The sequence below is a fragment of the Pseudomonas vanderleydeniana genome (genome assembly GCF_014268755.2).
Taxonomy (GTDB): Bacteria; Pseudomonadota; Gammaproteobacteria; order Pseudomonadales; family Pseudomonadaceae; genus Aquipseudomonas; species Aquipseudomonas vanderleydeniana.
On the sequence record NZ_CP077093.1, the window covers coordinates 5,052,234 to 5,077,713 of the forward strand.

Below are 25,480 nucleotides of genomic sequence, written 5' to 3' on the forward strand. Positions count from 1 at the left end.
CGTTATTCAGAGTTTGGTCAGGGACAGGCCAGCCCAGGTTGCGAGCAGCCCGCCGAATACGCTCAGGGCCGCATAGCCCAGGGCCACAAGCCCCTGCCCGCTTTCCAGCAGGCGAATCGTATCCAGTGAAAAGGATGAAAATGTGGTCAGGCCGCCAACGAATCCCACGATCAGGCCGGCACGAATCTCCACCGGGACCTCGGGACGTAGCAAAAACAGGCCGTAGAGCACGCCAATCACCAGGCAGCCCACGATATTAACGGCCAACGTCGCGGTATAGAAGTGCCTAGGCCAATTGGCATTGATCAGGTTGCCCGCGGCAAAGCGCACCAGGGTGCCGATGATCCCGGCGACGGACACCGCGAGCACGGTCCGGATCACGGTTTTCTCCGCTGTCTCGGGCTCTGCCGATCCAGTGCGGCGAGGTGATTGAGCTTCTCGCCGATCTTCAATTCCAGCCCTCGCGGCACAGGTTGGTAGAAGGCCTGCGGCTCCAACTGTTCGGGGAAATAGTCCTCTCCGGCAGCGTAGGCGTCGGGCTCGTCGTGGGCATAGCGGTACTCCTCGCCATAGCCCAACTGTTTCATCAGTTTGGTCGGGGCGTTGCGCAGGTGCAGCGGAACCTCCAGGGAGCCGTGCTCGGCGGCGCTGACCATCGCGGCCTTGAAGCCCATGTACACCGCGTTGCTCTTTGGCGCGCAGGCCAGGTAGGTGATGGCCTGGGCCACCGCCAACTCGCCCTCGGGGCTACCGAGGCGCTCCTGCACGTCCCAGGCTGCCAGGCACAGGCTCAGGGCACGCGGGTCGGCATTGCCGATGTCCTCGCTGGCCATGCGCACCACCCGCCGCGCCAGGTACAGCGGATCGCAGCCTCCGTCGAGCATGCGCGCGAACCAGTACAGCGCGGCATCAGGGTTGGAACCGCGAATCGATTTGTGCAGCGCGGAAATCTGGTCGTAGAAGGCTTCGCCGCCCTTGTCGAAGCGCCGACGGGTATCGCCGAGCAGGCTTTGCAACAGGTCGACGCCAATTTCGCCACCGTCCTCGGCCAGGTCCGAAGCATTCTCCAACAGGTTGAGCAGGCGCCGGCCATCACCATCGGCCGCCGCCAGCAGCATCTGGAAGCCCTCGTCGCCCAGGCTCAGCTGGCGCTTGCCCAGGCCACGCTCTTCACTCAGGGCCCGCTGCACCAGCTTGCGCAGGGCCGTCTCGTCGAGGCTCTTGAGCACGTAGACCCGTGCCCGCGACAGCAAGGCGTTATTCAATTCGAACGAAGGGTTCTCGGTGGTCGCGCCGATGAAGATCAGCGTGCCGTCCTCGACATAGGGCAGGAAGGCGTCCTGCTGGGACTTGTTGAAGCGATGGACTTCGTCGACGAACAAAATGGTGCGTCGGCCGTACTGGCCGGCCTGCTGCTTGGCGACTTCCACCGCCTGGCGGATCTCCTTGACCCCGGCCAATACCGCCGAGACGGTTTCGAAGTGGGCATCCGAGACTTCCGCCAGCAGCCGCGCCAGGGTGGTCTTGCCCACCCCGGGCGGCCCCCAGAAGATCATCGAGTGCAGCGCGCCCTGCTCCAGGGCTTCGCGCAGCGGCTTGCCCCGAGCCAGCAGGTGCTCCTGGCCAACGTACTCATCCAGGTTGGTCGCGCGCAGACGGGCGGCCAGGGGCTGGGCGATCGGGGCACGGCTAAACAGGTCCATGGGCTGCGTTTGAAACCTCTTATTCCTGGATGACGTCAGCACCCTTGGGGATGTCGAACTTGAAGCGGGCCGCGTCGATCGGCTCGTTGGCCTTAACCCCGGTGAACAGCAGGTTGGTACGCTGGCCGACGCTGTCGATCAGTTGCATGTCATTGACCAGGCCGTTGCGGAACGACAGGCGCAGGCTGTCGAACAGGGTGTCCTTGGTTTTCGGCTTGAGCACGAAGTCAACCACGCCACCGGCTTCCTTGGCGGTGATATCAAAGCTTTCGCTGATCTTCGACACGTCACCGGACAGCAGCAGTGCCGGTGTCTGGGTCAGGCGCAGGTCGAGCTTCTTGATGGTCACCTGTTCCAGGTCCGGGTCCCACAGGGTGACCTTCTGGCCATCGGAGATCATGGTCTGCTCCTGCGGCGCATCGGTGTGCCAGTAGAACAGCCCCGGACGCTTGAGAGACATCTCGCCGGCGGTTTCCTGCAACTGGGTCCCGCTGCCGTCCAGGGTCAGTTGCGAGAAACGTGCGGTCAGGGTCTGGGATTTTTCGAGCAACTGCGTCAAGCGAGCCACATCCTTCTGATCGGCATGGGCCGACAGGGTGGTCAACGCCAGAACCGGCAACAACAGCATGCGAATAACACGCATGGGAGTCCTCATGGAATTCGTTTGAAGGATATGCCGCATGATCTCATGCGGCACGGAATCAGTCGCGCATCGGTCCGGGTGCAATGACTTCGCGCGAACCGTTGGTATTCATGGCCGTCACCACACCGGCCATTTCCATGGCCTCGATCATCCGGGCGGCCCGGTTGTACCCGATCTTCAGCTTGCGCTGGACCGCCGAAATCGAGGCCCGGCGGCTTTCCAGGACGAACTGTACCGCTTCGTCATAGAGGGCATCGGTCTCGGCATCGTCTTCGCCGCCACCGCCGCCGCCGCCCTCGAAGCCGCTGCCGGCCTCTTCGACACCGTTGAGGATATCGTCGTTGTACTCCGGAGCCCCGCGCAACTTCCAGGCCTCGACCACCCGGTGGACTTCATCGTCGGAGACGAAGGCACCGTGGACACGGATCGGCAGGCTGGTACCCGGCGGCATGTAGAGCATGTCACCATGACCCAGCAGTTGCTCGGCACCACCTTGGTCGATGATGGTCCGCGAGTCGATCTTGCTGGACACCTGGAACGCCATGCGGGTCGGGATGTTGGCCTTGATCAGGCCGGTGATCACGTCGACCGACGGCCGCTGGGTCGCCAGGATCAGGTGGATGCCGGCAGCCCGGGCCTTCTGGGCGATACGGGCGATCAGTTCCTCGACCTTCTTGCCGACGATCATCATCATGTCGGCGAATTCGTCGACCACCACCACGATGGTCGGCAGCTTGGTCAGCAGCGGCGCTTCGTCGTGGATGCTTTCGCGGTTGTACAGCGGGTCCGGAACCGGCTCGCCCCGCTCCTGGGCTTCCTTGATCTTGGCGTTGAAGCCCGACAGGTTGCGCACGCCCATCTTCGCCATCAGCTTGTAGCGCCGCTCCATCTCGGCGACGCTCCAGCGCAGGGCGTTGGCGGCATCCTTCATGTCGGTGACCACCGGGCACAGCAGGTGTGGAATACCTTCGTAGATCGACAGTTCGAGCATCTTCGGGTCGATCATGATCAGCTTGGCGTCGTCCGGCCCGGACTTGAACAGGATCGACAGGATCATCGCGTTGACCCCCACCGACTTACCGGAGCCGGTGGTACCGGCCACCAGCAGGTGCGGCATCTTCGCCAGGTCGGTGATCACCGGGCGACCGCCGATGTCGTGGCCCAGGGCCAGGGTGACCGGCGACTTGAAGTTATCGTACTCGGGGGTCGACAGCACTTCGGAGAAACGCACGATCTGCCGGTCTTCGTTGGGAATCTCGATACCGACGGTGGTCTTGCCGGGAATGACCTCCACCACGCGCACGCTGGTGACCGCCAGCGAACGTGCCAGGTCCTTGGCCAGGTTGGCGATGCGGCTGACCTTGACGCCAGCTGCCGGCTGGATTTCGTAACGGGTGATGACCGGGCCTGGATGGATCGAATCCACCGACACCTCGACCCCGAATTCCTTGAGCTTGATTTCCAGCAGGTGGCCGACAGCCGCCAGCGATTCAGGCGAGTGATTGAGCTGCTTCTTCTCGGCGGCATCGAGGATGGAGATCGGTGGCAAGGTGCCTTCGACCGCGCTATCGACGAACAGCGGCGCCTGCTTTTCCTTCTCCACACGCTTGCTTGGCTGTGGCGGCTTGACCGGCGCCGGCATGATCACCGGAGGAACCTGCTTCTCGCGCTCGGACATGTGCTTGCTCAGCGCCTGCTCACGCTCGATCAGGCGCTCCTTGGCCTTGGCTTGCTCGCGCTTGTCGGGAACGGCCGGGGCCACCACTTCATGGACGCGGTCGTCCACCTCGCGCAGTTGCGCCACCAGTTGCTTGCGCTCGGTACGGGCCGACCACCAGCGGTTCAGCGCGCCCTGGAACAGCTCGAACAGGTCGAGGGTGATCTTGCCGGTGACGTCCATCACCTTGAACCACGACAGGTCGGTAAATACCGTCAGGCCGAACAGGAACAGGGCGATGAACAACAGGGTGCTGCCCTGGATGTTCAGGGCATTGCGCGCCAGGTCACCGAGGCTTTCGCCCAGGGCACCACCGGCACCGGCGGGCAGGCCGGTCGGCGAATGGAAATGAATATGGGCCAGGGCCGCACCGGACAGCACCAGGAACACCAGGCCGATCAGCCGCCAGGAAAACAGCCAGCCGCTCCACTGCCAGGGTTCGTGACGCTGGCGAAAGATCTGGTAAGTCTTGATGGCCAGCAACAACGGAAATACATAGGCGAAGTAACCCAGCACCATGAACAGTATGTCGGCGCTGTAGGAGCCGGCCGGGCCGCCGAAGTTCTGCACATCGTCGATCTTGCTGTTATGACTCCAGCCCGGATCATCCTTGCCATATGTCAGCAAGGCCATCATCAGGAACAGGCACAAGGCGCCGATGGCAATCAGCGCGCCTTCCTTGAGGCGATAGTGCAGTTGCTGGCGCCAGACTGGCACCACTGCTTTAGGCGGTGTTGCGGTGGATTTCTTCAAAACGCGTCTTTTCCTGCGCCCGAGGCGCGCCCAACTGTTGATTGACGACAAAATACTGCCCATTCGGGGCAAGTGAACAGTTATCCGGCGAAACCGTGGCTATTTTAAATATCAGCCGCTCTTTATCGGTATTGGCCAATCCGGAAACTATCATCGTTACATGATGAACATTGTACGGGTTTGCGCGCCCGATGCCACGCCGTTGCCGCCAGGGTGTAGCATAGCCAACAGCGCTGTTCATGCGGTTCAATTTGAGCATGCATTCTCTTTTGTGACAAAGGCTTATGAGGTGTTTTTATGAACCAAGCCAAGCATTCACGCCTGATCATCCTGGGCTCTGGCCCCGCCGGTTACAGCGCCGCCGTCTATGCCGCCCGGGCCAATCTCAAGCCTGTTGTCATTACCGGCCTGCAAGCCGGCGGTCAGTTGACCACCACCACCGAAGTCGACAACTGGCCAGGTGATGTCGAGGGCCTGACCGGGCCGGTCCTGATGGAACGCATGCAGAAACACGCCGAACGTTTCGATACCGAGATCGTCTACGACCACATTCATACCGCCAAGTTGCAACAGCGGCCTTTCATTCTCGAGGGTGACAGCGGCACCTACAGTTGCGATGCACTGATCATCGCCACCGGTGCCTCCGCCCAGTACCTGGGCCTGCCCTCGGAAGAGGCGTTTGCCGGCAAGGGTGTTTCGGCCTGCGCGACCTGCGACGGGTTCTTCTATCGCAACCAGGTGGTCGCCGTGGTCGGCGGCGGCAACACGGCGGTCGAGGAAGCCTTGTACCTGGCCAATATCGCCAAGGAGGTGCACCTGGTGCACCGGCGCGACAAGCTGCGCGCGGAGAAGATTCTCCAGGACAAGCTGTTCGAGAAGGCTGCCAACGGCAACATCCGCCTGCACTGGAACCAGCACCTGGATGAAGTGCTCGGCGATGCCAGCGGCGTCACCGGCGCCCGCCTGCGCGACAGCAACACCGGTGAAACCCGCGAGCTGCCACTGGCCGGCGTGTTCATCGCCATCGGCCACAAACCCAATACCGATCTGTTCCAGGGCCAGTTGCCGATGCGCGATGGCTACCTGCAGGTGCTGGGCGGCAGCGAGGGCAATGCCACGGCGACGCAGATCCCCGGTGTATTCGCCGCCGGCGACGTGGCCGATCATGTCTATCGCCAGGCCATCACTTCGGCAGGCGCAGGCTGCATGGCGGCGCTGGATGCCGAGAAATACCTGGACGACAACTGACAATGAAAGCACCACGCCCTTTGTAGGAGCGTGGCTTGCCCGCGAAGCTTTTAGCATTCTTGAGTACGCCAAAAGCTTCGCGGGCAAGCCACGCTCCTACAAGGGGCGCGGTGTCGGCAATAGCGCCCTCCCCTCTTCTCTTCAAGCCAAGAATTGCCATGCTGACCTGGTTACAACGCGACAACCTGAACTTCCCGCCACTGGCCAAGGCCATGCGCGAACCCAACGGCCTGCTGGCCGCCGGCGGCGACCTGTCCGCCGATCGCCTGGTCCAGGCCTACCGGCACGGCTGCTTTCCGTGGTTCTCCGAGGGACAGCCGATCCTCTGGTGGTCGCCGGACCCACGCACCGTGCTGTTTCCCGACGAACTGCACGTATCCCGCAGCCTGGCCAAGCTGTTGCGCCAGCAGCGCTACCAGGTGACCTTCGATCGCGACTTCGCCGCAGTGATTCGCGCCTGCGCGGCGCCACGGGAATACGCCGACGGCACCTGGATCACTGAAGCGATGCAAAACGCCTACCTGCAACTGCACGAACGCGGCTTCGCCCATTCGGTCGAGGTCTGGGAGCAGGGCGAACTGGTTGGCGGCCTCTATGGCCTGGCGATGGGCCAGCTGTTTTTCGGCGAATCCATGTTCAGCCGCGCCGACAACGCCTCGAAAGTCGGCTTTGCCACCCTGGTCAACCATCTCAAGGCGGCGGGTTTCGTGCTGATCGACTGCCAGATGCCCACCCACCACCTGCATAGCCTAGGCGCCCGCGCCATTGCACGCAGTGAGTTCGCCCGTTATCTGCAGGAACACCTCGACCAACCCAACAGCGCTTCGTGGCAAGTGTCGCTGTAGAGCCGGCAAAACGGAAAATCACACGACAATCAAGTAACCTTCATACAGCGCCTAGGCGTGTTTTCCCAGGCTGGCTTACACTTGATTCAATGCAATTCAAAGCTTATCCCGAGGGTTGATCATGACCGAGCTGGCGCGTTTGAAGTTTTATGCCACTCAACCCCATTCTTGCAGCTATCTGCCCGAGGAGCAGGCCACTACGCTGTTTCTCGACCCTAGCCAGCCCATGGACGTGCATGTCTACGCAGACCTGTCGGAAATGGGTTTTCGTCGTAGCGGCGACCACCTCTACCGGCCTCACTGCCAGAACTGCAACGCCTGCGTACCGGCGCGCATTCCTGCCGCACTGTTTCTGCCCAACCGCCAGCAGAAGCGCATCCTCAAGCGCAACATGGACTTGGAGGTGCGCGCCACCAAGCCGCAGTTCAGCGAGGAGTACTTCGACCTGTACCGGCGCTACATCGAACAGCGCCATGCCGACGGCGACATGTACCCACCCAGCCGGGACCAGTTCTCGACCTTCCTGGTGCGCGACCTGCCCTTTTCCCGCTTCTACGAGTTTCGCCTGCAAGGCCGGCTGCTGGCCGTGGCGGTGACCGACCTGCTGCCCAACGGCCTGTCGGCGGTGTACACTTTCTACGAGCCGGAAGAAGAACGTCGCAGCCTGGGGCGCTACGCCATCCTCTGGCAGATCGGCGAAACCCTGCGCCTGGGCCTGGATGCGGTCTACCTCGGGTATTGGATCAAGAACTGCAAGAAGATGAACTACAAGACCCAGTACCGACCAATCGAACTGCTGATCAATCAGCGCTGGGTCACGCTCAACTGAGTCCATCCCCGGCCAAAACTCCTTACATTCCAGTGACAAAGCGCACTGGAATCGATCAGTTATTTTCGCTCAAAGGCACTAACCACTTGGCGTGAAGGTGCTTTTTCGGGCACAATGCACGCCGCTTTTGCCTGGCGCAGTTGCACCGGGCCATTCACTGGACACCGAGGGCTTTACTGCATGTCGAAAGAAGACAGCTTCGAAATGGAAGGCACTGTCGTCGACACCCTGCCAAACACCATGTTTCGCGTGGAATTGGAAAATGGGCACGTCGTAACCGCGCACATCTCCGGCAAGATGCGCAAGAACTACATTCGCATTCTTACCGGTGACAAAGTGCGCGTCGAGCTGACGCCCTACGACTTGAGCAAAGGGCGCATCACCTACCGCGCTCGCTAATCAGGTCGATACAAGACGCCCGGCACTGCCGGGCGTTTTTGTTTGCGCGGGTTGGGATAGTGACCAGCCTTTGAAGGCAATGTCGATGCCGCTGGCCTTTTCGCGGGCAAGCCCGGCCCCCACAGGAATGTGTCGTACGCGAGCGCGGGCACGACGATGAACCGTAGGAGCCGGGCTTGCCCGCGAAAAGGCCGGCGCAAGCAACACCCAACACAAACAAAAACGCCCGGCATCGCCGGGCGTTTTTGCATCACAGCCTTACATCAGGCCATTTCAGCCGTAGTCTCGAACTCGAACGTCAGCTCGCCATCCTTGATGTCGATGTGCACCACACCACCATGCTCGGACAGTTCGCCAAACAGGATTTCCTCGGCCAACGGACGCTTGATCTTGTCCTGGATCAGGCGCGCCATAGGACGTGCACCCATCGCCGAATCGTAACCGCCTTCGGCCAGCCAGCTGCGGGCCGCGTCGGTGACTTCCAGCTGGACGCGCTTGTCTTCCAGTTGCGCCTGCAGCTCGGTGAGGAACTTGTCCACCACGCTCTTGATCACCTCGTGGCTGAGGCGACCAAACTGGATGATGGTATCCAGGCGGTTGCGGAACTCCGGCGTGAAGCTCTTCTTGATCACTTCCATGGCATCGGACGAGTGATCCTGGTGGGTGAAACCAATCGACGCCCGGGCTGCGGTTTCGGCACCGGCGTTGGTGGTCATGATCAGAATCACATTGCGGAAGTCGGCCTTGCGCCCGTTGTTGTCGGTCAGGGTACCGTGGTCCATGACCTGCAGCAGCAGGTTGAAGACTTCCGGGTGAGCCTTCTCGATCTCATCGAGCAACAGCACGCAGTGCGGCTGCTTGGTGATGGCTTCGGTCAACAGGCCACCCTGGTCGAAACCGACATAGCCCGGAGGCGCACCGATCAGGCGCGACACGGTATGCCGCTCCATGTACTCGGACATGTCGAAACGCACCAGCTCGATCCCCATGGCCTTGGCCAGTTGCCGTGCCGCCTCGGTTTTACCCACGCCGGTGGGACCGGCGAACAGGAACGAACCGACCGGCTTGTCCGGCGACTTCAGCCCGGCACGGGACAGCTTGATGGCCGTCGACAGCGAGTCGATGGCCGCATCCTGGCCGAACACGGTGAGCTTGAGATCGCGCTCGAGGTTGCGTAGCAGCTCCTTGTCGGAACTGGTGACGTGCTTCGGCGGAATCCGTGCGATCTTCGCGACGATATCCTCGACCTGTGGCACATCGATGCGCTTCACACGCTTGTCTGCCGGCTGCAGACGCTGGTAGGCGCCCGCCTCGTCGATGACGTCGATGGCCTTGTCCGGCATATGCCGGTCATTGATGTAGCGCGAAGCCAGCTCGGCTGCCGCACGCAGCGCTTCCTCACTGTATTCGATATTGTGGTGCTGTTCGAAACGCCCTTTCAGGCCGCGCAGGATACCGATGGTGTCCTCGACCGACGGTTCGGACACATCGACCTTCTGGAAGCGCCGAGCCAGCGCCCGGTCCTTCTCGAAGATACCGCGGAATTCCTGGAAGGTGGTCGAGCCGATGCAACGGATATCACCCGAGGACAGCAGCGGCTTGAGCAGGTTCGAGGCATCCATGACACCGCCAGAGGCAGCGCCGGCGCCGATGATGGTGTGGATCTCGTCGATGAACAGGATCGCCTGCGGGCGTTTTTTCAGCTCGCCAAGCAGCGCCTTGAAACGCTTCTCGAAATCACCGCGGTACTTGGTACCGGCCAGCAGCGCCCCCAGGTCGAGGGAGTAGACCACGCTGTTCGCCAGCAGGTCCGGCACCTGGTTGTCGACGATGCGCTTGGCCAGGCCTTCGGCGATCGCGGTCTTGCCGACGCCCGCCTCGCCGACCAGCAGCGGGTTGTTCTTGCGCCGACGGGCGAGGATCTGCGCCACGCGCTCGACCTCATGCTCGCGACCGACCAGCGGATCGATGCGCCCCTGGCGCGCCAGCTCGTTGAGGTTGCTGGCATACGCGTCCAGCGGGTTGCCAGAAGATGAAGACTCACCACCCTCTTCGTCCTGCATATCCTGCTCGCTCTCGGAGTGATCGCCATGCCCCGGCACCTTGGAGATGCCATGGGCGATGTAGTTGACGACATCGATACGCGCAACGCTTTGCTGCTTGAGCAGGAACACGGCCTGGCTTTCCTGCTCGCTGAAGATCGCGACGAGCACGTTGGCACCCGTCACCTCACGCTTACCGGAGCTCTGTACATGGAACACGGCACGCTGCAGGACACGCTGGAAGCCCAGGGTCGGCTGGGTCTCGCGATCTTCGTCATGAACGGGAATCAACGGCGTGGTGGAGTCGATGAACTCCTGCAGGTCGTGCTTGAGTTTGTCGAGGTTCGCACCACAGGCCCGTAGGACGGTAGCTGCAGCCTCGTTATCCAAAAGGGCCAGCAAAAGGTGCTCGACCGTCATGAACTCATGACGCTTCGAACGGGCCTCCTTGAAGGCAAGATTGAGGGTGACTTCGAGCTCGCGGTTTAACATAGTTCACCTCATACCCAACTGGTCGGCGTTAACCGTCCTTCTCGATTTCACAGAGTAGCGGATGCTGGCTTTCCCTGGCGTACTGGTTGACCTGCATGGCCTTTGTCTCGGCGATGTCGCGGGTAAACACTCCACATACTGCCCGTCCTTCCGTGTGAACCGCCAGCATGACCTTGGTGGCCAGCTCGCGATTCAAGTTAAAAAACACCTCGAGCACTTCGACGACGAAATCCATCGGTGTGTAGTCATCATTGAACAACACCACCTTGTACATCGGTGGCGCCTGCAACGCAGGTTTCGCCTCCTGCATGGCAACGCCCGAGCCGTCGTCGTGAAAATCCGGGCGATCCTGATTGAATGTTAGTCGAATCTGGCTGATTGCATGCATGGAAAGAAAGGTTCGTCAGTTGAGCAAATACAGTGATGGGGACAATCCAGCCCATTTCAAGACTGACCGAATGGTCACCTTGACTATCGGCAAATCGGTGTTACAACCAATAGAGACCAGATTGGGTAATAAAGGTCCATATCGTCAACCATTTTTCTGGTTCACGCAGTGTAGGATGAACTGGATGATACTCCAGTGATGGGGTCGTTTGCAGAGGGATATGAGCATGCCGAGCGGTAAGGTCAAGTGGTTCAACAACGCCAAGGGCTATGGTTTCGTCCTGGAAGAAGGCAAGGATGAAGACTTGTTTGCCCACTATTCAGCCATCCAGATGGAAGGCTACAAAACCCTCAAGGCTGGCCAAGCCGTAAGCTTTGAGATCATCCAGGGCCCTAAAGGTCTGCATGCGGTCAACATACAGAGCGCTGCCGTAGTGACCCCTACCGATGACAAAGCAATGGTTTCCAAGAGCAAGGCGAACAACGTCAGCGCCTGAAGCGACTCGCAGAAACATCCAGCTATAAAAAAGCCCGATTCAGCGATTTGAACCGGGCTTTTTTATTGCCAAACCGTCTTACATGTGTGCGATCAGCGCATCACCGAAACCGGACGACGAAACCAGCTTGGCCCCTTCCATCAGGCGCTCGAAGTCATAGGTCACGGTCTTGGCGCCGATGGCACCGTTGGTCCCCTTGATGATCAGGTCGGCCGCCTCGGTCCAGCCCAGGTGACGCAGCATCATTTCCGCGGAGAGGATCAGCGAACCCGGGTTGACCTGGTCCTTGCCAGCATACTTGGGCGCGGTACCGTGGGTTGCCTCGAACATGGCGACGGTGTCGGAGAGGTTGGCACCGGGCGCGATACCAATGCCGCCCACCTCGGCCGCCAGGGCATCGGACAGGTAGTCGCCGTTGAGGTTGAGGGTCGCGATCACGTCATACTCGGCCGGACGCAGCAGGATCTGCTGGAGCATGGCGTCGGCGATGGCGTCCTTGACCACGACATTGCGGCCAGTCTTGGGGTTCTTGAACTGCATCCAGGGGCCACCATCGAGCAGGGTCGCACCGAACTCCTCGGCCGCCACCTCGTAGGCCCACTCCTTGAAGGCACCCTCGGTGAATTTCATGATGTTGCCCTTGTGGACGATGGTCAGCGACTTGCGATCGTTGTCGACCACGTACTGCAGGGCCTTGCGCGCCAGGCGCTTGGTGCCTTCCTTCGACACCGGCTTGACGCCGATACCGCAGTCCTGGTCGAAACGGATCTTGGTCACGCCCATTTCTTCCTTGAGGAACTTGATGACCTTGTTCGCCTCGGGCGAGCCAGCCTTCCACTCGATCCCGGCATAGATATCCTCGGAGTTCTCGCGGAAGATCGTCATGTCCACGTCCCCCGGCTTCTTCACCGGGCTCGGCACGCCTTCGAACCAGCGCACCGGACGCAGGCAGACATACAGGTCGAGCTGCTGGCGCAGGGCGACGTTGAGGGAACGGATACCACCACCGACCGGCGTGGTCAGCGGGCCCTTGATGGAAACCACGTAGTCCTTGACCGCGTCCAGGGTTTCCTGCGGCAGCCAGGTGTCCTGGTCATAGACCTGGGTGGCCTTCTCGCCGGCATAGACTTCCATCCATGAGATCTTGCGCTTGCCGCCGTAAGCCTTTTCGACAGCAGCGTCGACGACCTTGATCATCACCGGGCTGATATCGACGCCAATACCGTCACCTTCGATGAAAGGGATGATCGGGTGATCAGGAACATTGAGAGAGTGGTCTGCGTTGACGGTGATTTTGTCACCGACGGCTGGAACCTGAATCTTCTTGTATCCCATGTTGTACTCCATCTATGGATTGAACATCTGGCTGCGTTCGAGCGTACCCCAGTTAAATGTAGACGGAAACCTCGCGACCACCCATTTACCCTGAAAAGCGCCTACTTCGCGGCGTACAAGCTTGAAATAAAAGGGAAAAGCGCCAATCTCCAGCACAACCCGCGACACTTCGACGCCCTGCCGGGTGCGACCTTTAGACCAATGGACGAAAAGAGTTGGGCATGAACGCTCGGCGTTTTGCCAGCAACCTATGTATACTCGCGCCGCTGACCACAGGGTCACGATGGCCGACGCCTCTGTTACAGGAAATGTAGCCAGGAACTGCCGCCCAGAGCCGGGCTGTTACCGTAGCCCGACCGCTTGACGCTCGACTGATGCACCCAACATCACCGCGAAGAAACTTCGATTTTCGACTCATGGACGACTTTGAACGAACGCGCTTATCCGGCGCACCTCGAGTTAGTTTCTGCGCATGCTTTAGCAAAGAAGAGAGTTAATCCGAATATGCCCACCCGCTCGAAGATCATCTACACCTTTACCGACGAAGCTCCCGCCCTCGCCACCTATTCACTGTTGCCTATCGTAGAGGCCTTCACCGCTTCGGCTGATATCGCCGTGGAAACCCGCGACATCTCCCTGGCCGGACGCATCCTCTCCAGCTTCCCCGAGCAGCTGGGCGCCAAAGCTGTGCCGGACCACCTCGCCGAACTGGGCGAGCTGGCCATCACCCCTGAAGCCAACATCATCAAGCTGCCGAACATCAGCGCCTCGGTACCGCAGCTGCAAGCCGCGATCAAGGAACTGCAGGCCCAGGGCTTCAACGTTCCCGACTATCCGGAAACCGTGACCAACGACGCCGAGAAAGACGCGCGTGCGCGCTACGACAAGGTCAAGGGCAGCGCCGTGAACCCGGTCCTGCGCGAAGGCAACTCCGACCGCCGCGCTCCGCTGTCGGTCAAGAACTACGCTCGCAAGCACCCGCACAAGATGGGCGCCTGGGCTGCCGACTCCAAGTCCCACGTTGCCCACATGAGCAGCGGCGACTTCTACGGCAGCGAGAAGGCTGCACTGATCGAAGCCGCTGGCAGCGTCAAGATCGAACTGATCGCCCAGGACGGCAGCACCAGCGTCCTGAAAGAGAAAACCAGCGTCCAGGCCGGCGAGATCCTCGACTGCGCCGTGCTGAGCAAGAACGCCCTGCGCAGCTTCATCGCCGCTGAAATCGAAGCCGCCAAGAACGAAGGCGTGCTGCTGTCGGTTCACCTGAAGGCGACCATGATGAAGGTCTCCGACCCGATCATGTTCGGCCAGATCGTTGCCGAGTACTACAAGGACGCCCTGGCCAAGAACGCCGAAGTCCTGGAGCAGATCGGCTTCAACCTGAACAACGGCATCGGCGACCTGTACGCCCGCATCAAGACCCTGCCAGCCGAGCAGCAGGCCCAGATCGAAGCGGACATCCAGGCGGTCTACGCCGTTCGCCCAGCCCTGGCCATGGTCAACTCCGACAAGGGCATCACCAACCTGCACGTGCCGAGCGACGTCATCGTCGACGCCTCGATGCCAGCCATGATCCGTGACTCCGGCAAGATGTGGGGCACCGACGGCCAACTGCACGACACCAAGGCCGTGATCCCGGATCGCTGCTACGCCACCATCTACCAGGCGGTCATCGAAGACTGCAAGGCCAATGGTGCCTTCGATCCGACCACCATGGGCAGCGTGCCGAACGTCGGCCTGATGGCGAAGAAGGCCGAAGAGTACGGCTCCCACGACAAGACTTTCCAGATCAAGGCCAACGGCGTAGTGCGCGTCACCGACAGCACTGGCCGCACCCTGCTGGAACAGAACGTCGAAGCCGGCGATATCTTCCGCATGTGCCAGACCAAGGACGCGCCGATCCAGGACTGGGTCAAACTGGCCGTCAACCGTGCCCGCGCCAGCAGCACCCCGGCGATCTTCTGGCTCGACCCACTGCGCGCCCACGACGGCGTAGTGATCGAGAAGGTCCAGGCTTACCTGAAAGACCACGACACCAATGGCCTGGACATCCAGATCATGTCGCCGGTCGACGCGATGAAGACCACCCTGGCACGCACCCGCGCCGGCCAGGACACCATCTCGGTCACCGGCAACGTCCTGCGCGACTACCTGACCGACCTGTTCCCGATCATGGAACTGGGCACCAGCGCCAAGATGCTGTCGATCGTCCCGCTGATGAATGGCGGCGGCCTGTTCGAAACCGGCGCCGGCGGTTCGGCTCCGAAGCACGTTCAGCAGCTGCTGGAAGAAAACTTCCTGCGCTGGGACTCCCTGGGTGAGTTCCTGGCCCTGGCCGCTTCCCTGGAGCACCTGGGCGTGAACTACAACAACCCGAAAGCCCTGGTGCTGTCCAAGACCCTGGACCAGGCTACCGGCCAGTTCCTCGACAACAACAAGTCGCCATCGCGCAAAGTCGGCAACATCGACAACCGCGGCAGCCACTTCTACCTGGCGCTGTACTGGGCTCAGGCCCTGGCTGCCCAGACCGAGGACACCGCGCTGCAGGCCCAGTTCGCGCCTCTGGCAAAAACCCTGACCGAGAACGAGGCAAAAATCGTTGCCGAGCTCAACGCCGTACAGGGCAAGCCAGTCGACATCGGCGGCTACTACCACGCCAGCGCCGAGCTGATCAGCAAGGCCATGCGCCCGAGCACCACCCTGAACGCGGCGATCGCTGCACTGGTGTAAGCTCTGCGGTAACACCACAAGCCCCGGCCCCGCGCCGGGGTTTGTGTTTACCGCCCTGTAGGAGCGTGGCTTGTCGGGGCGCCGAACCGCCGCGAAGGCGGCCTCAAGGCCGCTAAAAGCTTCGCGGGCAAGCCACGCTCCTACAAGGGGCCGCGCAGCCTTTAATAGATAGGCGAGGAGGAACCGATCTTATGGAATGGCAACCGCACATCACCGTCGCCACGGTCATCGAGGACCAGGGCCGCTTCCTGTTCGTCGAGGAGCTGCAGGACGGCCAGGCCGTATTCAACCAGCCGGCCGGCCACCTCGACCCGAACGAAAGCCTGAGCGACGCAGCACTGCGCGAAACCCTCGAGGAAACTGGGTGGGACGTGGAATTGACCGGCGTCATCGGTATCTACCTGTACACCGCCCCAAGCAACGGCGTGACCTACCAGCGCGTGTGCTTCGCCGGCAAACCGCTGCGCCAGCGACCCGACTATCAGTTGGACCATGGCATCATCGGCCCGCGCTGGCTCACTCGCGACCAATTGCTGGCCCTGCGCCCGCAGTGGCGCAGCGAGCTGATCATCCGCTGTGTCGACGATTATCTCGCCGGCCCATTGCACAGCCTCGAACTGATCCGCCCTTCCCTTTAGCCTTGAAGGCCAGGGCCTGTTAGAATCGCGTCCTTTTTCGAAGACACTCATTGAATCCCTATGCGTGATCCAGCTGCCACCGCCCCAGAAAACCTGCGCGTCATCGTCGGCATGTCCGGCGGCGTGGACTCTTCCGTTTCCGCCGTACTGCTCATGGAGCAGGGTTACCAGGTGGAAGGCCTGTTCATGAAGAACTGGGAGGAAGACGACGGTACGGAGTACTGCACCGCCATGGACGACCTGGCGGACGCCCAGGCCGTGTGCGACAAGATCGGCATCAAGCTGCACACTGCCAACTTCGCCGCCGAGTACTGGGACAACGTGTTCGAGCACTTCCTGGCCGAGTACAAGGCCGGCCGCACGCCGAACCCGGACATCCTCTGCAACCGCGAAATCAAGTTCAAGGCGTTCCTCGACTACGCCCTGAGCCTGGGTGCCGACCTGATCGCCACCGGCCACTACGTACGCCGGCGCGATATCGACGGCCGCACCGAACTGCTCAAGGGCCTGGACCCGAACAAGGACCAGAGCTACTTCCTGCACGCCGTCGGCGGCGAGCAGATCGCCAAGACCCTGTTCCCGGTCGGCGAACTGGAAAAACCGCAAGTCCGCGCCATCGCCGAGAAACACGGCCTGGCCACCGCAAAGAAAAAGGACTCCACCGGTATCTGCTTCATCGGCGAACGACGCTTCAGCGACTTCCTCAAGCAGTACCTGCCGGCTCAGCCCGGCGAGATCAAGACCCCCTCCGGCGAAGTGATCGGTCGCCACCACGGCCTGATGTACCACACCATCGGCCAGCGCCAGGGCCTGGGTATCGGCGGCCTGAAGGACGCCGGTGACGAGCCTTGGTACGTGCTGCGCAAGGACCTGGAACACAACGAGTTGATCGTCGGCCAGGGCAACGAACATCCCTGGCTGTTCTCCGGCGCCCTGCTGGCTTCGGAAATCTACTGGGTCAACCCGATCGACCTGGGCAGCCCGCGCCGTCTGACGGCGAAAGTCCGCTACCGCCAGGGCGACCAGCAGTGCACCCTGGAAAAAACCGCCGACGGCTACCGCGCCGTGTTCGACGAGCCCCAGCGCGCCGTCACCCCCGGCCAGTCCGTGGTGTTCTACGATGGCGAGGTCTGCCTGGGCGGCGGCGTCATCGAAGTCGCCGAACCAGCCGCCGGCGGAGCACGCCCATGAGCCCGATCCAGGAGCAGTTGACCGCCCTGGGCGGCGTGTTTCTCGCCGCGGTGCTGGTGGACCGGATCGCCAAGACCGGCCAGTCCAGCGAGGCCGGGGTCAGCTGCATGCTCGGCAGCCTGCTGATTCGCGACCCCAAGGACACCCTGGAAGTCTACGGCGGTGACGACATCAACCTGCGCGACGGCTATCGCGCCCTGATCGGCGCCCTCGAGCGCGACCCGAGCGCCCTGCAGCGCGAACCGCTGCGCTACGCCCTGTCGATGCTCGGCCTCGAACGCCAACTGGCCAAGCGCGAGGACATGCTGGAAACCATCGGCAAGCGCCTGCCGCAGATCCAGTCCCAGGTCGAACACTTCGGTCCGGCCCACGAAAACGTGGTGGCGGCCTGCGGCGCCCTGTACCAGGACACCCTCAGCACGCTGCGCCAACGCATCCAGGTGCATGGCGACATGCGCAACCTGCAACAACCGAGCAATGCCTCGAAAATCCGTGCCCTGCTGCTGGCGGGCATCCGCTCGGCGCGCCTGTGGCGCCAACTGGGCGGCCATCGCTGGCAGCTGGTGATCAGCCGCCGCAAGCTGCTCAAGGAACTCTATCCGTTGATGCGTAGCGCCTGAGGCCATCGACGGAGCTTTAAAAGCGCGATACGCCGGTCAGTTCGCAACGGACCGGCGGATTTTTTCATGTATGATACGCGCCCCATTTCGTTGCCTGACTGTCCGAGAACACCCCATGCAGCTCTCTTCGCTCACTGCGGTTTCCCCTGTTGACGGCCGCTACGCCGGCAAAACCCAGGCCCTGCGCCCTATTTTCAGCGAATACGGCCTGATCCGTGCTCGCGCCCTGGTGGAAGTCCGCTGGCTCCAGCGCCTGGCCGCTCATCCGGCGATCACCGAAGTCCCGGCGTTTTCCGCCGAAGCCAACGCAGTGCTCAACACCCTGGCCGAGAACTTCGCCCTGGAGCACGCCGAGCGCGTCAAAGAGATCGAGCGCACCACCAACCACGACGTCAAGGCCATCGAGTACCTGCTCAAGGAGCAGGCCGCCAAGCTGCCTGAACTGGCCGCCGTCAGCGAATTCATCCACTTCGCCTGCACCAGCGAGGACATCAACAACCTGTCCCATGCCCTGATGCTGCGCGAAGGGCGCGACGACGTGCTGCTGCCGCTGATGCGCCAGATTGCCGAGTCGATCCGTGAACTGGCCCGCCGCTTCGCCGCCGTGCCGATGCTGTCGCGCACTCACGGCCAGCCGGCTTCGCCGACCACCCTGGGCAAGGAACTGGCGAACGTCGTCTACCGCCTGGAGCGCCAGATCGCCCAGGTAGCCGCTGTCCCGCTGCTGGGCAAGATCAACGGCGCCGTGGGCAACTACAACGCCCACCTGTCGGCCTACCCACAGGTCGACTGGGAAGCCAACGCCCGCGCCTTCATCGAAGACGAGCTGGGCCTGGTGTTCAACCCCTACACCACCCAGATCGAGCCGCACGACTACATCGCCGAGCTGTTCGACGCGATAGCCCGCTTCAACACCATCCTGATCGACTTCGACCGCGATATCTGGGGCTACATCTCCCTGGGCTACTTCAAGCAGAAGACCGTCGCGGGTGAAATCGGCTCCTCGACCATGCCGCACAAGGTCAACCCGATCGACTTCGAAAACTCCGAAGGCAACCTGGGTATCGCCAACGCGCTGTTCCAGCACCTGGCCAGCAAGCTGCCGATTTCCCGCTGGCAGCGCGACCTGACCGACTCCACCGTACTGCGCAACCTCGGTGTCGGCTTCGCCCACAGCGTGATCGCCTACGAAGCCAGCCTCAAGGGCATCGGCAAGCTGGAGATCAACGAACAGAAGATCGCCGCCGACCTGGACGCCTGCTGGGAAGTCCTGGCCGAGCCGATCCAGACCGTGATGCGTCGCTACAACATCGAAAACCCGTACGAAAAACTGAAAGAACTGACCCGCGGCAAGGGCATCAGCCCTGAAGCCCTGCAGACTTTCATCGACGGCCTCGACATGCCCGCCGACGCCAAGGCCGAGCTGAAACAGCTGACCCCGGCCAACTACATCGGCAACGCCGTGGCCCAGGCCCAGCGTATCTGATCGTACGGCACCCGCTCTGAGCGCCCGGCTGAGCCGGGCGTTTTTATTCCAGTCTGAAAAATACGTTTTTTCAATAGGTTACACATGAATCCTGATACTCCTCTGCAACTTCTGGGCGGGCTGACCGCCCGGGAATTCCTGCGCGACTACTGGCAGAAGAAACCGCTGTTGATCCGCCAGGCGATTCCGGATTTCGAAAGCCCGATCGACGCCGACGAACTGGCCGGCCTGGCCCTGGAAGAAGAAGTCGAATCGCGCGTGATCATCGAGCACGGCGAGCGCCCATGGGAGCTGCGCCGCGGCCCGTTCTCCGAAGACGCCTTCAGCCAGTTGCCGGAGCGTGAGTGGACCCTGCTGGTGCAAGCGGTCGACCAGTTCGTGCCGGAAGTCGCCGAGCTGCTGGAAAACTTCCGCTTCCTGCCAAGCTGGCGGATCGACGACGTGATGATCAGCTTCGCCGCCCCGGGTGGCAGCGTGGGCCCGCACTTCGACAACTACGACGTGTTCCTGCTGCAAGGCAAGGGCAAACGTCACTGGAAAATCGGCCAGATGTGCGACTCCGACAGTGCCCTGCTGGAGCATGCCGACCTGCGCATCCTCGCCGAGTTCGAGGAAACCGAGGGCTGGGTCCTGGAACCGGGCGACATGCTCTACCTGCCGCCACGCCTGGCCCACTGCGGCGTCGCCGTCGACGACTGCATGACCTACTCGGTAGGCTTCCGCGCCCCGAGCGCCGCTGAAGTGCTGACCCACTTCACCGACTTCCTCAGCCAGTTCCTGCCGGATGAAGAGCGCTACACCGACGCCGACGCCCAGCCGGCGGTCGACCCGCACCAGATCCAGCACGACGCCCTCGACCGCCTCAAGAGCCTGCTGGCCGAGCACATGAGCGACGAGCGCCTGCTGCTGACCTGGTTCGGCCAGTTCATGACCGAGCCACGCTACCCGGAACTGGTCGTCGGCCCGGAACTGGAAGAAGAAGATCTGCTCGCCGGCCTGGAGCACGGTGCCATACTGATCCGTAACCCGAGTGCACGCTTGGCCTGGTCCGAAGTCGATGACGACCTGCTGCTGTTCGCCAGCGGCCAGAGTCGCTACCTGCCAGGCAAGCTGCGCGAGCTGCTGAAGATGATCTGCGCAGCCGAGGCCCTGCACATCGAGAACCTCGGCCCATGGCTCGAGGACGAGGATGGGCGCGGCCTGCTGTGCGAGCTGGTCAAACAGGGAAGCGTGGGATTTGCCGATGAATAGAATTCACGTACGTGTCGCGGACTGGCAAAAGGATAACGCCGAGATTCGGCGCATTCGTGAGTCGGTGTTCATTGCCGAACAAGCTGTACCCCCGGAGCTGGAATGGGACGCGGAGGACGCCACAGCGGTGCACTTCCTGGCCTACGAAGGCGATTTCCCGATCGGCACCGCCCGCCTGCTGCCCGACGGGCAGATCGGCCGGGTCTCGGTGCTGCGCGACTGGCGCGGCCTGAAGGTCGGCGATGCCCTGCTGCAGGCAGTGATCGGCGAAGCCGAGAAGCGGGGCCTCAGGCAGCAGATGCTCAGTGCCCAGGTGCAGGCCACGGCGTTCTACGAACGTCATGGCTTCAGCATCGTCAGCGAGGAATTTCTCGAAGCCGGAATTCCCCACGTCGACATGGTCCGCGGCGCGGCCTGAGATGGGCGACGGACCTGTGGTGAGCCGGCATGCCTATGGTAAGCGGCCTCTGTGGTGACAGGCTTTTGTGGCGAGCGGGCTTGCCCGCGCTGGGCTGCGCAGCAGCCCTAAAGCCTGAGTACCTGGCACGCCAGCTGGACCGAGGTGGATGGTTTGGGGCTGCCTTGCAGCCCAACGCGGGCAAGCCCGCTCGCCACAAAAGGGTCAGCCCACCAGACAGCCACGGCCTGCCCCACCGGCAAAACGCCCCGTTATCGGGGCGTTTTGCTGTCTGCGATTCAATTTGCCTCCTCCTTCGCCGAGAAACTGTCAAACTCAATGCATCACACTCACGTGCATTGCCCAGTCACCTGCGGAGATAACGGACATGTCCCTACGCACCCTCTTCACCGGCCTGTTGCTGGCCTGCACCTTCAGCGCCCAGGCGGCCACCGAACTGATCCCCCTGAATTACCGCACCAGCAGCGACCTGTTGCCGGTCGCGCAAAACTTCCTCGGCCAGGACGGCAAGGTCAGCGCCTACCAGAACCAACTGATCGTCAATGCCGAACCACGCAAGATCGGCGAACTGCGCGAGTTCATCGGGCAACTGGACAAGCCGGCCCGGCGCCTGCTGATCAGCGTCGACACCAGCGAAAACAACGACCAGGGCACCCAGGGGTACTCGATCAACGGCCAGGGCCAGACCCGCATCATCAGCCGCAGCACCGACAGCCGCGACGGCGGTATCCAGCAGGTACAGGCCAGCGAGGGCACGCCGGCGCTGATCCAGGTCGGCCAGAGCGTGCCACTGACCAGCAGTACCGGCCAGCTCGACATCTACGGTCGCCCGCAAACCCAGACCCAGTATCGCAACGTCACCCAGGGGTTCTACGTCACCGCCAGCGTCACCGGAAACATCGTCCACCTGGCCATCAGCACCAATCGTGACCGGATGAGCCAGGAGCGTCAGGATGTAGTGAACGTACAAAGCACCGACACAACGGTCAGTGGACCGCTCGGCGAATGGATCACCCTCGCCGGCGTCAATGGCCAGAGCCAGGCCGACCGCCAGGCTCTAACCCGCAGCTACTCTACCTCTAACCGCAATGACATGACTTTGCGGGTGAAAGTCGACAGCCTGGACTGAGGCACCGAAAACTGACTGATTAGTCGTATTAGACCAAAGATGTAGTGCTTTGAAAAAAGCACTACAAAACGTTTGACGCGCCAAAAATCCGAAGGCATGATGGCCTCGCTCCCGCTAATCAGGGGCCCTGGCAAGGGCCTTCGGATCGCCGCTCTAACCCACCCACCTGAGCCGATTCGTGTCTGTACCGCCCACAAGGCGTGTTTGACGAGATTGCGACTGGAACGAAGTTGTCCCGAGGGACGGAAGCGTAATCAGGTAGAACGGCAACAACCCCAAAGCCAGCATGAGGCCCACGACGCCCCGCTGTGCTGCAAGGGTCGCCCTCGCCCGCTCGTCTCCCCCTTGAGCCCATCGTTCATCCGTCGCATTTCCCGCCAGACCCGACTCGACCGCCTAAGCTTCTGGTCAGCGCGCAGCCTCTGCCCCGGCCCTTCCAGGCCCGGCATGCAGTGGAGCAAGGAACTTTCCACACAAGATCCCACCCAGGATCGACTTTGATAGAAGACGCGACGAGGTTTATGTCCATGGCACTGACACGCGAACAGCAAATTGCAGCCCTTGAAAAAGACTGGGCTGAAAACCCGCGCTGGAAAGGCGTGACTCGCACCTACACCGCTGCCGACGTGGTTCGTCTGCGTGGCTCGATCCAGCCTGAGCACACCCTGGCCCGCCTGGGTGCAGAGAAGCTCTGGAAGCTGGTCACCCAAGGTGCCAAGCCATCCTTCCGTCCGGATAAAGATTTCGTCAACTGCATGGGCGCCCTGACCGGCGGCCAGGCCGTACAACAGGTCAAGGCCGGCATCCAGGCGATCTACCTGTCGGGTTGGCAAGTGGCTGCGGACAACAACTCCGCCGAATCCATGTACCCTGACCAGTCGCTGTACCCAGTCGACTCCGTGCCGACCGTGGTCAAGCGCATCAACAACTCGTTCCGCCGCGCCGACCAGATCCAGTGGAAATCCGGCAAGAACCCGGGCGACGAAGGCTACATCGACTACTTCGCCCCCATCGTGGCTGACGCCGAAGCCGGTTTCGGCGGCGTACTGAACGCCTACGAACTGATGAAGAACATGATCGAAGCGGGCGCCGCCGGCGTGCACTTCGAAGACCAACTGGCCTCGGTGAAGAAATGCGGCCACATGGGCGGCAAGGTCCTGGTACCCACCCAGGAAGCCGTCCAGAAGCTGATCGCTGCCCGCCTGGCAGCCGACGTCGCCGGCGTACCGACCATCATCCTGGCCCGTACCGACGCCAACGCCGCCGACCTGCTGACCTCCGACTGCGACCCGTACGACCAGCCGTTCGTTACCGGCACCCGTACACCGGAAGGTTTCTACAAGGTCCGCGCCGGCCTCGACCAGGCCATCGCCCGTGGCCTGGCCTACGCACCATATGCCGACCTGATCTGGTGTGAAACCGCCAAGCCGGACCTGGACGAAGCACGTCGCTTCGCCGAAGCGATCAAGAAGGAATACCCGGACCAACTGCTGTCCTACAACTGCTCGCCTTCCTTCAACTGGAAGAAGAACCTGGACGACGCGACCATCGCCAAGTTCCAGCGCGAGCTGTCGGCGATGGGCTACAAGCACCAGTTCATCACCCTGGCCGGCATCCACAACATGTGGCACGGCATGTTCAACCTGGCGCACGACTACGCCCGCAACGACATGACCGCCTACGTCAAGCTGCAGGAGCAGGAGTTCGCCGACGCCGCCAAGGGCTACACCTTCGTGGCACACCAGCAGGAAGTGGGCACCGGCTACTTCGACGACATGACCACCGTGATCCAGGGCGGCACCTCCTCGGTGACCGCACTGACCGGCTCGACCGAAGAAGAGCAGTTCCACTGAGTCACCCGAGCAAGCGGCCATTCCAGACCGTGTAAGACCTAACTGGAATGCCTGACAGACTGATGCCCCGACTGGTTCGGGGCATTTTTTTGCCTGTCATGACCGCGTAGTGCTGACGAGCCCTTTTCGCGGGCAAGTCGGATCGCCGCACCGCCGCCTCCTACAGGGTGGGGGCGCCGGCGGGACCTGCGCGCGACACGAATGGGCCATGGCAAGAGCACAGCCCCTCTTGTGGCGAGCAGGCTTGCCTGCGCTCGGCTGCGCAGCAGCCGTAAAACCTGACAACCCGCTGCACCAGGCACACCGCAGCGACCAGGCCTGGGAGCGCTTTGCGCTCCAGCGCGGGCAAGCCCGCTCGCCACAAGGCCACCTCACAACCCGCTCAACGGCGGCGATACCCAAAACCAGCCTGCGGAAGAGCCGGAATGACCGCCGCAACGTCCAAACATTGACCTGGCGCAGCCTTCAGGCACGACAAATCGATTAAAACGTGCCCCCTTCCCGCAACTTTCTACTAGTCTCCATACAGCAACTAGAAACAGCCGCGTACAAGCAGGCTGTTACAGCCCAAGACAAATAATATTGATTATCATTTAGAAATAGATTTATTCGTTACAGCCTGGATAAAACATAATTAACAAAAACCCGGCTAATGCCCGCAGTACAGGCGCTGCAGGCCCTCCAGAGGTCCTTATGTCCTTATTCCATTAAATAATTTCGCTATAGAAAATTTACTTGCCTGGTGTTTACCCATAAAATCACCTGGATTGATGGCTCTGCGACATTTCGTCACTGCCTCGTTACTTTTTTCAAGCTCAGAGAACCTTGCTCTCTGTTAAGGATTACCCGCATGACCGAAGCGACCGGACTCATGGCCCACAACTGGGGCTTTGCCATTTTCCTGCTCGGCGTCGTCGGCCTCTGTGCCTTCATGCTCGGTCTTTCCAGCCTCCTCGGGTCAAAAGCCTGGGGACGCAGCAAGAACGAACCGTTCGAATCCGGCATGCTGCCTACCGGTAGCGCCCGCCTGCGGCTCTCCGCCAAATTCTATCTGGTCGCGATGCTGTTCGTGATCTTCGATATCGAAGCCCTCTTTCTCTTTGCATGGTCTGTGTCCGTCCGCGAAAGCGGCTGGACCGGATTCGTCGAAGCTCTCGTTTTCATAGCAATTCTGTTGGCAGGTCTTGTTTACCTTTACCGAGTGGGGGCGCTGGATTGGGCTCCACAAGCTCGTCATAAGAGGCAAGCGAAGCTGAAACAATGAGGCTTTGGCA

23 protein-coding genes are annotated in these 25,480 nt (G+C 61.6%); 15 read left to right on the forward strand and 8 right to left on the reverse strand.

Translation table 11 applies throughout. The features are described 5' to 3' along the window. Window positions 1-6 precede the first annotated feature (6 nt). Genes crcB through HU752_RS22740 form a run of 5 tightly spaced genes read right to left on the reverse strand, consistent with a single transcriptional unit; the run spans window position 7 to window position 5,075 of the window. Window positions 7-381 (reverse strand): fluoride efflux transporter CrcB, encoded by a 375-nt coding sequence (gene crcB, locus HU752_RS22720; RefSeq protein ID WP_186684617.1) that lies wholly within the window; start codon window positions 379-381, stop codon window positions 7-9. Beyond that, complete coding sequence (locus HU752_RS22725; RefSeq protein ID WP_186684615.1) at window positions 378-1,703, reverse strand: replication-associated recombination protein A; 1,326 nt, start codon at window positions 1,701-1,703, stop codon at window positions 378-380. Before HU752_RS22725 ends, crcB begins: the two co-directional genes overlap by 4 nt. Before the next feature lie 19 nt (window positions 1,704-1,722). After that, window positions 1,723-2,346, reverse strand: coding sequence for an outer membrane lipoprotein periplasmic chaperone LolA (gene lolA, locus HU752_RS22730; RefSeq protein WP_186684613.1), 624 nt, complete (start codon window positions 2,344-2,346; stop codon window positions 1,723-1,725). Window positions 2,347-2,404: 58 nt separating this feature from the next. Then, window positions 2,405-4,879: a DNA translocase FtsK gene (locus HU752_RS22735; protein ID WP_437182275.1), complete on the reverse strand. Its 2,475-nt coding sequence runs from the start codon at window positions 4,877-4,879 to the stop codon at window positions 2,405-2,407. Continuing rightward, on the reverse strand, window positions 4,788-5,075 hold the full coding sequence (locus HU752_RS22740; RefSeq protein WP_186684603.1) for a hypothetical protein: 288 nt from the start codon (window positions 5,073-5,075) through the stop codon (window positions 4,788-4,790). The genes HU752_RS22735 and HU752_RS22740 overlap by 92 nt, the downstream gene beginning before the upstream one ends. Before the next feature lie 38 nt (window positions 5,076-5,113). Between HU752_RS22740 and trxB the strand changes: the two genes are divergently transcribed. The 4 genes from trxB to infA all read left to right on the forward strand — a co-directional run bounded on the left by trxB (window position 5,114) and on the right by infA (window position 8,137). Further along, window positions 5,114-6,064, forward strand: coding sequence for a thioredoxin-disulfide reductase (trxB, locus tag HU752_RS22745; protein ID WP_186684601.1), 951 nt, complete (start codon window positions 5,114-5,116; stop codon window positions 6,062-6,064). 158 nt (window positions 6,065-6,222) lie between these two features. After that, entirely contained in the window at window positions 6,223-6,909 is a 687-nt protein-coding gene (gene aat / locus HU752_RS22750) for a leucyl/phenylalanyl-tRNA--protein transferase (RefSeq protein ID WP_186684599.1), read from the forward strand. A gap of 121 nt (window positions 6,910-7,030) precedes the next feature. Further along, entirely contained in the window at window positions 7,031-7,738 is a 708-nt protein-coding gene (locus HU752_RS22755; RefSeq protein ID WP_186684597.1) for an arginyltransferase, read from the forward strand. Window positions 7,739-7,918: 180 nt separating this feature from the next. Then, window positions 7,919-8,137, forward strand: coding sequence for a translation initiation factor IF-1 (infA, locus tag HU752_RS22760; RefSeq protein WP_002553999.1), 219 nt, complete (start codon window positions 7,919-7,921; stop codon window positions 8,135-8,137). A 263-nt stretch (window positions 8,138-8,400) separates the two neighbouring features. Here infA and clpA read toward each other — a convergent pair whose 3' ends face one another. After that, window positions 8,401-10,671, reverse strand: coding sequence for an ATP-dependent Clp protease ATP-binding subunit ClpA (gene clpA / locus HU752_RS22765; RefSeq protein ID WP_186684596.1), 2,271 nt, complete (start codon window positions 10,669-10,671; stop codon window positions 8,401-8,403). Window positions 10,672-10,699: 28 nt separating this feature from the next. Continuing rightward, entirely contained in the window at window positions 10,700-11,059 is a 360-nt protein-coding gene (gene clpS, locus HU752_RS22770) for an ATP-dependent Clp protease adapter ClpS (protein ID WP_017903651.1), read from the reverse strand. A gap of 226 nt (window positions 11,060-11,285) precedes the next feature. On the opposite strand from clpS, the gene cspD reads away from it, so the two are divergent. Next, window positions 11,286-11,555 (forward strand): cold shock domain-containing protein CspD, encoded by a 270-nt coding sequence (gene cspD, locus HU752_RS22775; RefSeq protein WP_186684594.1) that lies wholly within the window; start codon window positions 11,286-11,288, stop codon window positions 11,553-11,555. Window positions 11,556-11,633: 78 nt separating this feature from the next. Here the strand turns inward: cspD and icd are convergent, their stop codons facing one another. Further along, complete coding sequence (gene icd, locus HU752_RS22780) at window positions 11,634-12,890, reverse strand: NADP-dependent isocitrate dehydrogenase (RefSeq protein ID WP_054062806.1); 1,257 nt, start codon at window positions 12,888-12,890, stop codon at window positions 11,634-11,636. 504 nt (window positions 12,891-13,394) lie between these two features. Here icd and HU752_RS22785 point away from each other — a divergent pair. The 10 genes from HU752_RS22785 to HU752_RS22830 all read left to right on the forward strand — a co-directional run bounded on the left by HU752_RS22785 (window position 13,395) and on the right by HU752_RS22830 (window position 25,470). Continuing rightward, entirely contained in the window at window positions 13,395-15,620 is a 2,226-nt protein-coding gene (locus HU752_RS22785) for an NADP-dependent isocitrate dehydrogenase (RefSeq protein WP_186684592.1), read from the forward strand. A 191-nt stretch (window positions 15,621-15,811) separates the two neighbouring features. Beyond that, window positions 15,812-16,258 (forward strand): NUDIX hydrolase, encoded by a 447-nt coding sequence (locus tag HU752_RS22790; protein WP_017903647.1) that lies wholly within the window; start codon window positions 15,812-15,814, stop codon window positions 16,256-16,258. A gap of 60 nt (window positions 16,259-16,318) precedes the next feature. After that, on the forward strand, window positions 16,319-17,449 hold the full coding sequence (mnmA, locus tag HU752_RS22795) for a tRNA 2-thiouridine(34) synthase MnmA (protein WP_186684590.1): 1,131 nt from the start codon (window positions 16,319-16,321) through the stop codon (window positions 17,447-17,449). Next, window positions 17,446-18,069, forward strand: coding sequence for a high frequency lysogenization protein HflD (gene hflD / locus HU752_RS22800; RefSeq protein WP_017903645.1), 624 nt, complete (start codon window positions 17,446-17,448; stop codon window positions 18,067-18,069). The genes mnmA and hflD overlap by 4 nt, the downstream gene beginning before the upstream one ends. A gap of 115 nt (window positions 18,070-18,184) precedes the next feature. Beyond that, complete coding sequence (gene purB, locus HU752_RS22805; RefSeq protein ID WP_186684589.1) at window positions 18,185-19,555, forward strand: adenylosuccinate lyase; 1,371 nt, start codon at window positions 18,185-18,187, stop codon at window positions 19,553-19,555. Window positions 19,556-19,639: 84 nt separating this feature from the next. After that, the gene (locus tag HU752_RS22810) at window positions 19,640-20,806 is read left to right on the forward strand and encodes a ribosomal protein uL16 3-hydroxylase (RefSeq protein ID WP_186684587.1); all 1,167 of its coding nucleotides are present in this window, start codon (window positions 19,640-19,642) and stop codon (window positions 20,804-20,806) included. Next, on the forward strand, window positions 20,799-21,224 hold the full coding sequence (locus HU752_RS22815; protein ID WP_017903642.1) for a GNAT family N-acetyltransferase: 426 nt from the start codon (window positions 20,799-20,801) through the stop codon (window positions 21,222-21,224). The genes HU752_RS22810 and HU752_RS22815 overlap by 8 nt, the downstream gene beginning before the upstream one ends. A gap of 367 nt (window positions 21,225-21,591) precedes the next feature. Then, complete coding sequence (locus tag HU752_RS22820; RefSeq protein ID WP_186684585.1) at window positions 21,592-22,353, forward strand: secretin N-terminal domain-containing protein; 762 nt, start codon at window positions 21,592-21,594, stop codon at window positions 22,351-22,353. Window positions 22,354-22,880: 527 nt separating this feature from the next. Continuing rightward, on the forward strand, window positions 22,881-24,206 hold the full coding sequence (gene aceA / locus HU752_RS22825; RefSeq protein WP_186684583.1) for an isocitrate lyase: 1,326 nt from the start codon (window positions 22,881-22,883) through the stop codon (window positions 24,204-24,206). An 850-nt stretch (window positions 24,207-25,056) separates the two neighbouring features. Then, the gene (locus tag HU752_RS22830; RefSeq protein ID WP_017903639.1) at window positions 25,057-25,470 is read left to right on the forward strand and encodes an NADH-quinone oxidoreductase subunit A; all 414 of its coding nucleotides are present in this window, start codon (window positions 25,057-25,059) and stop codon (window positions 25,468-25,470) included. Window positions 25,471-25,480: the final 10 nt, after the last annotated feature.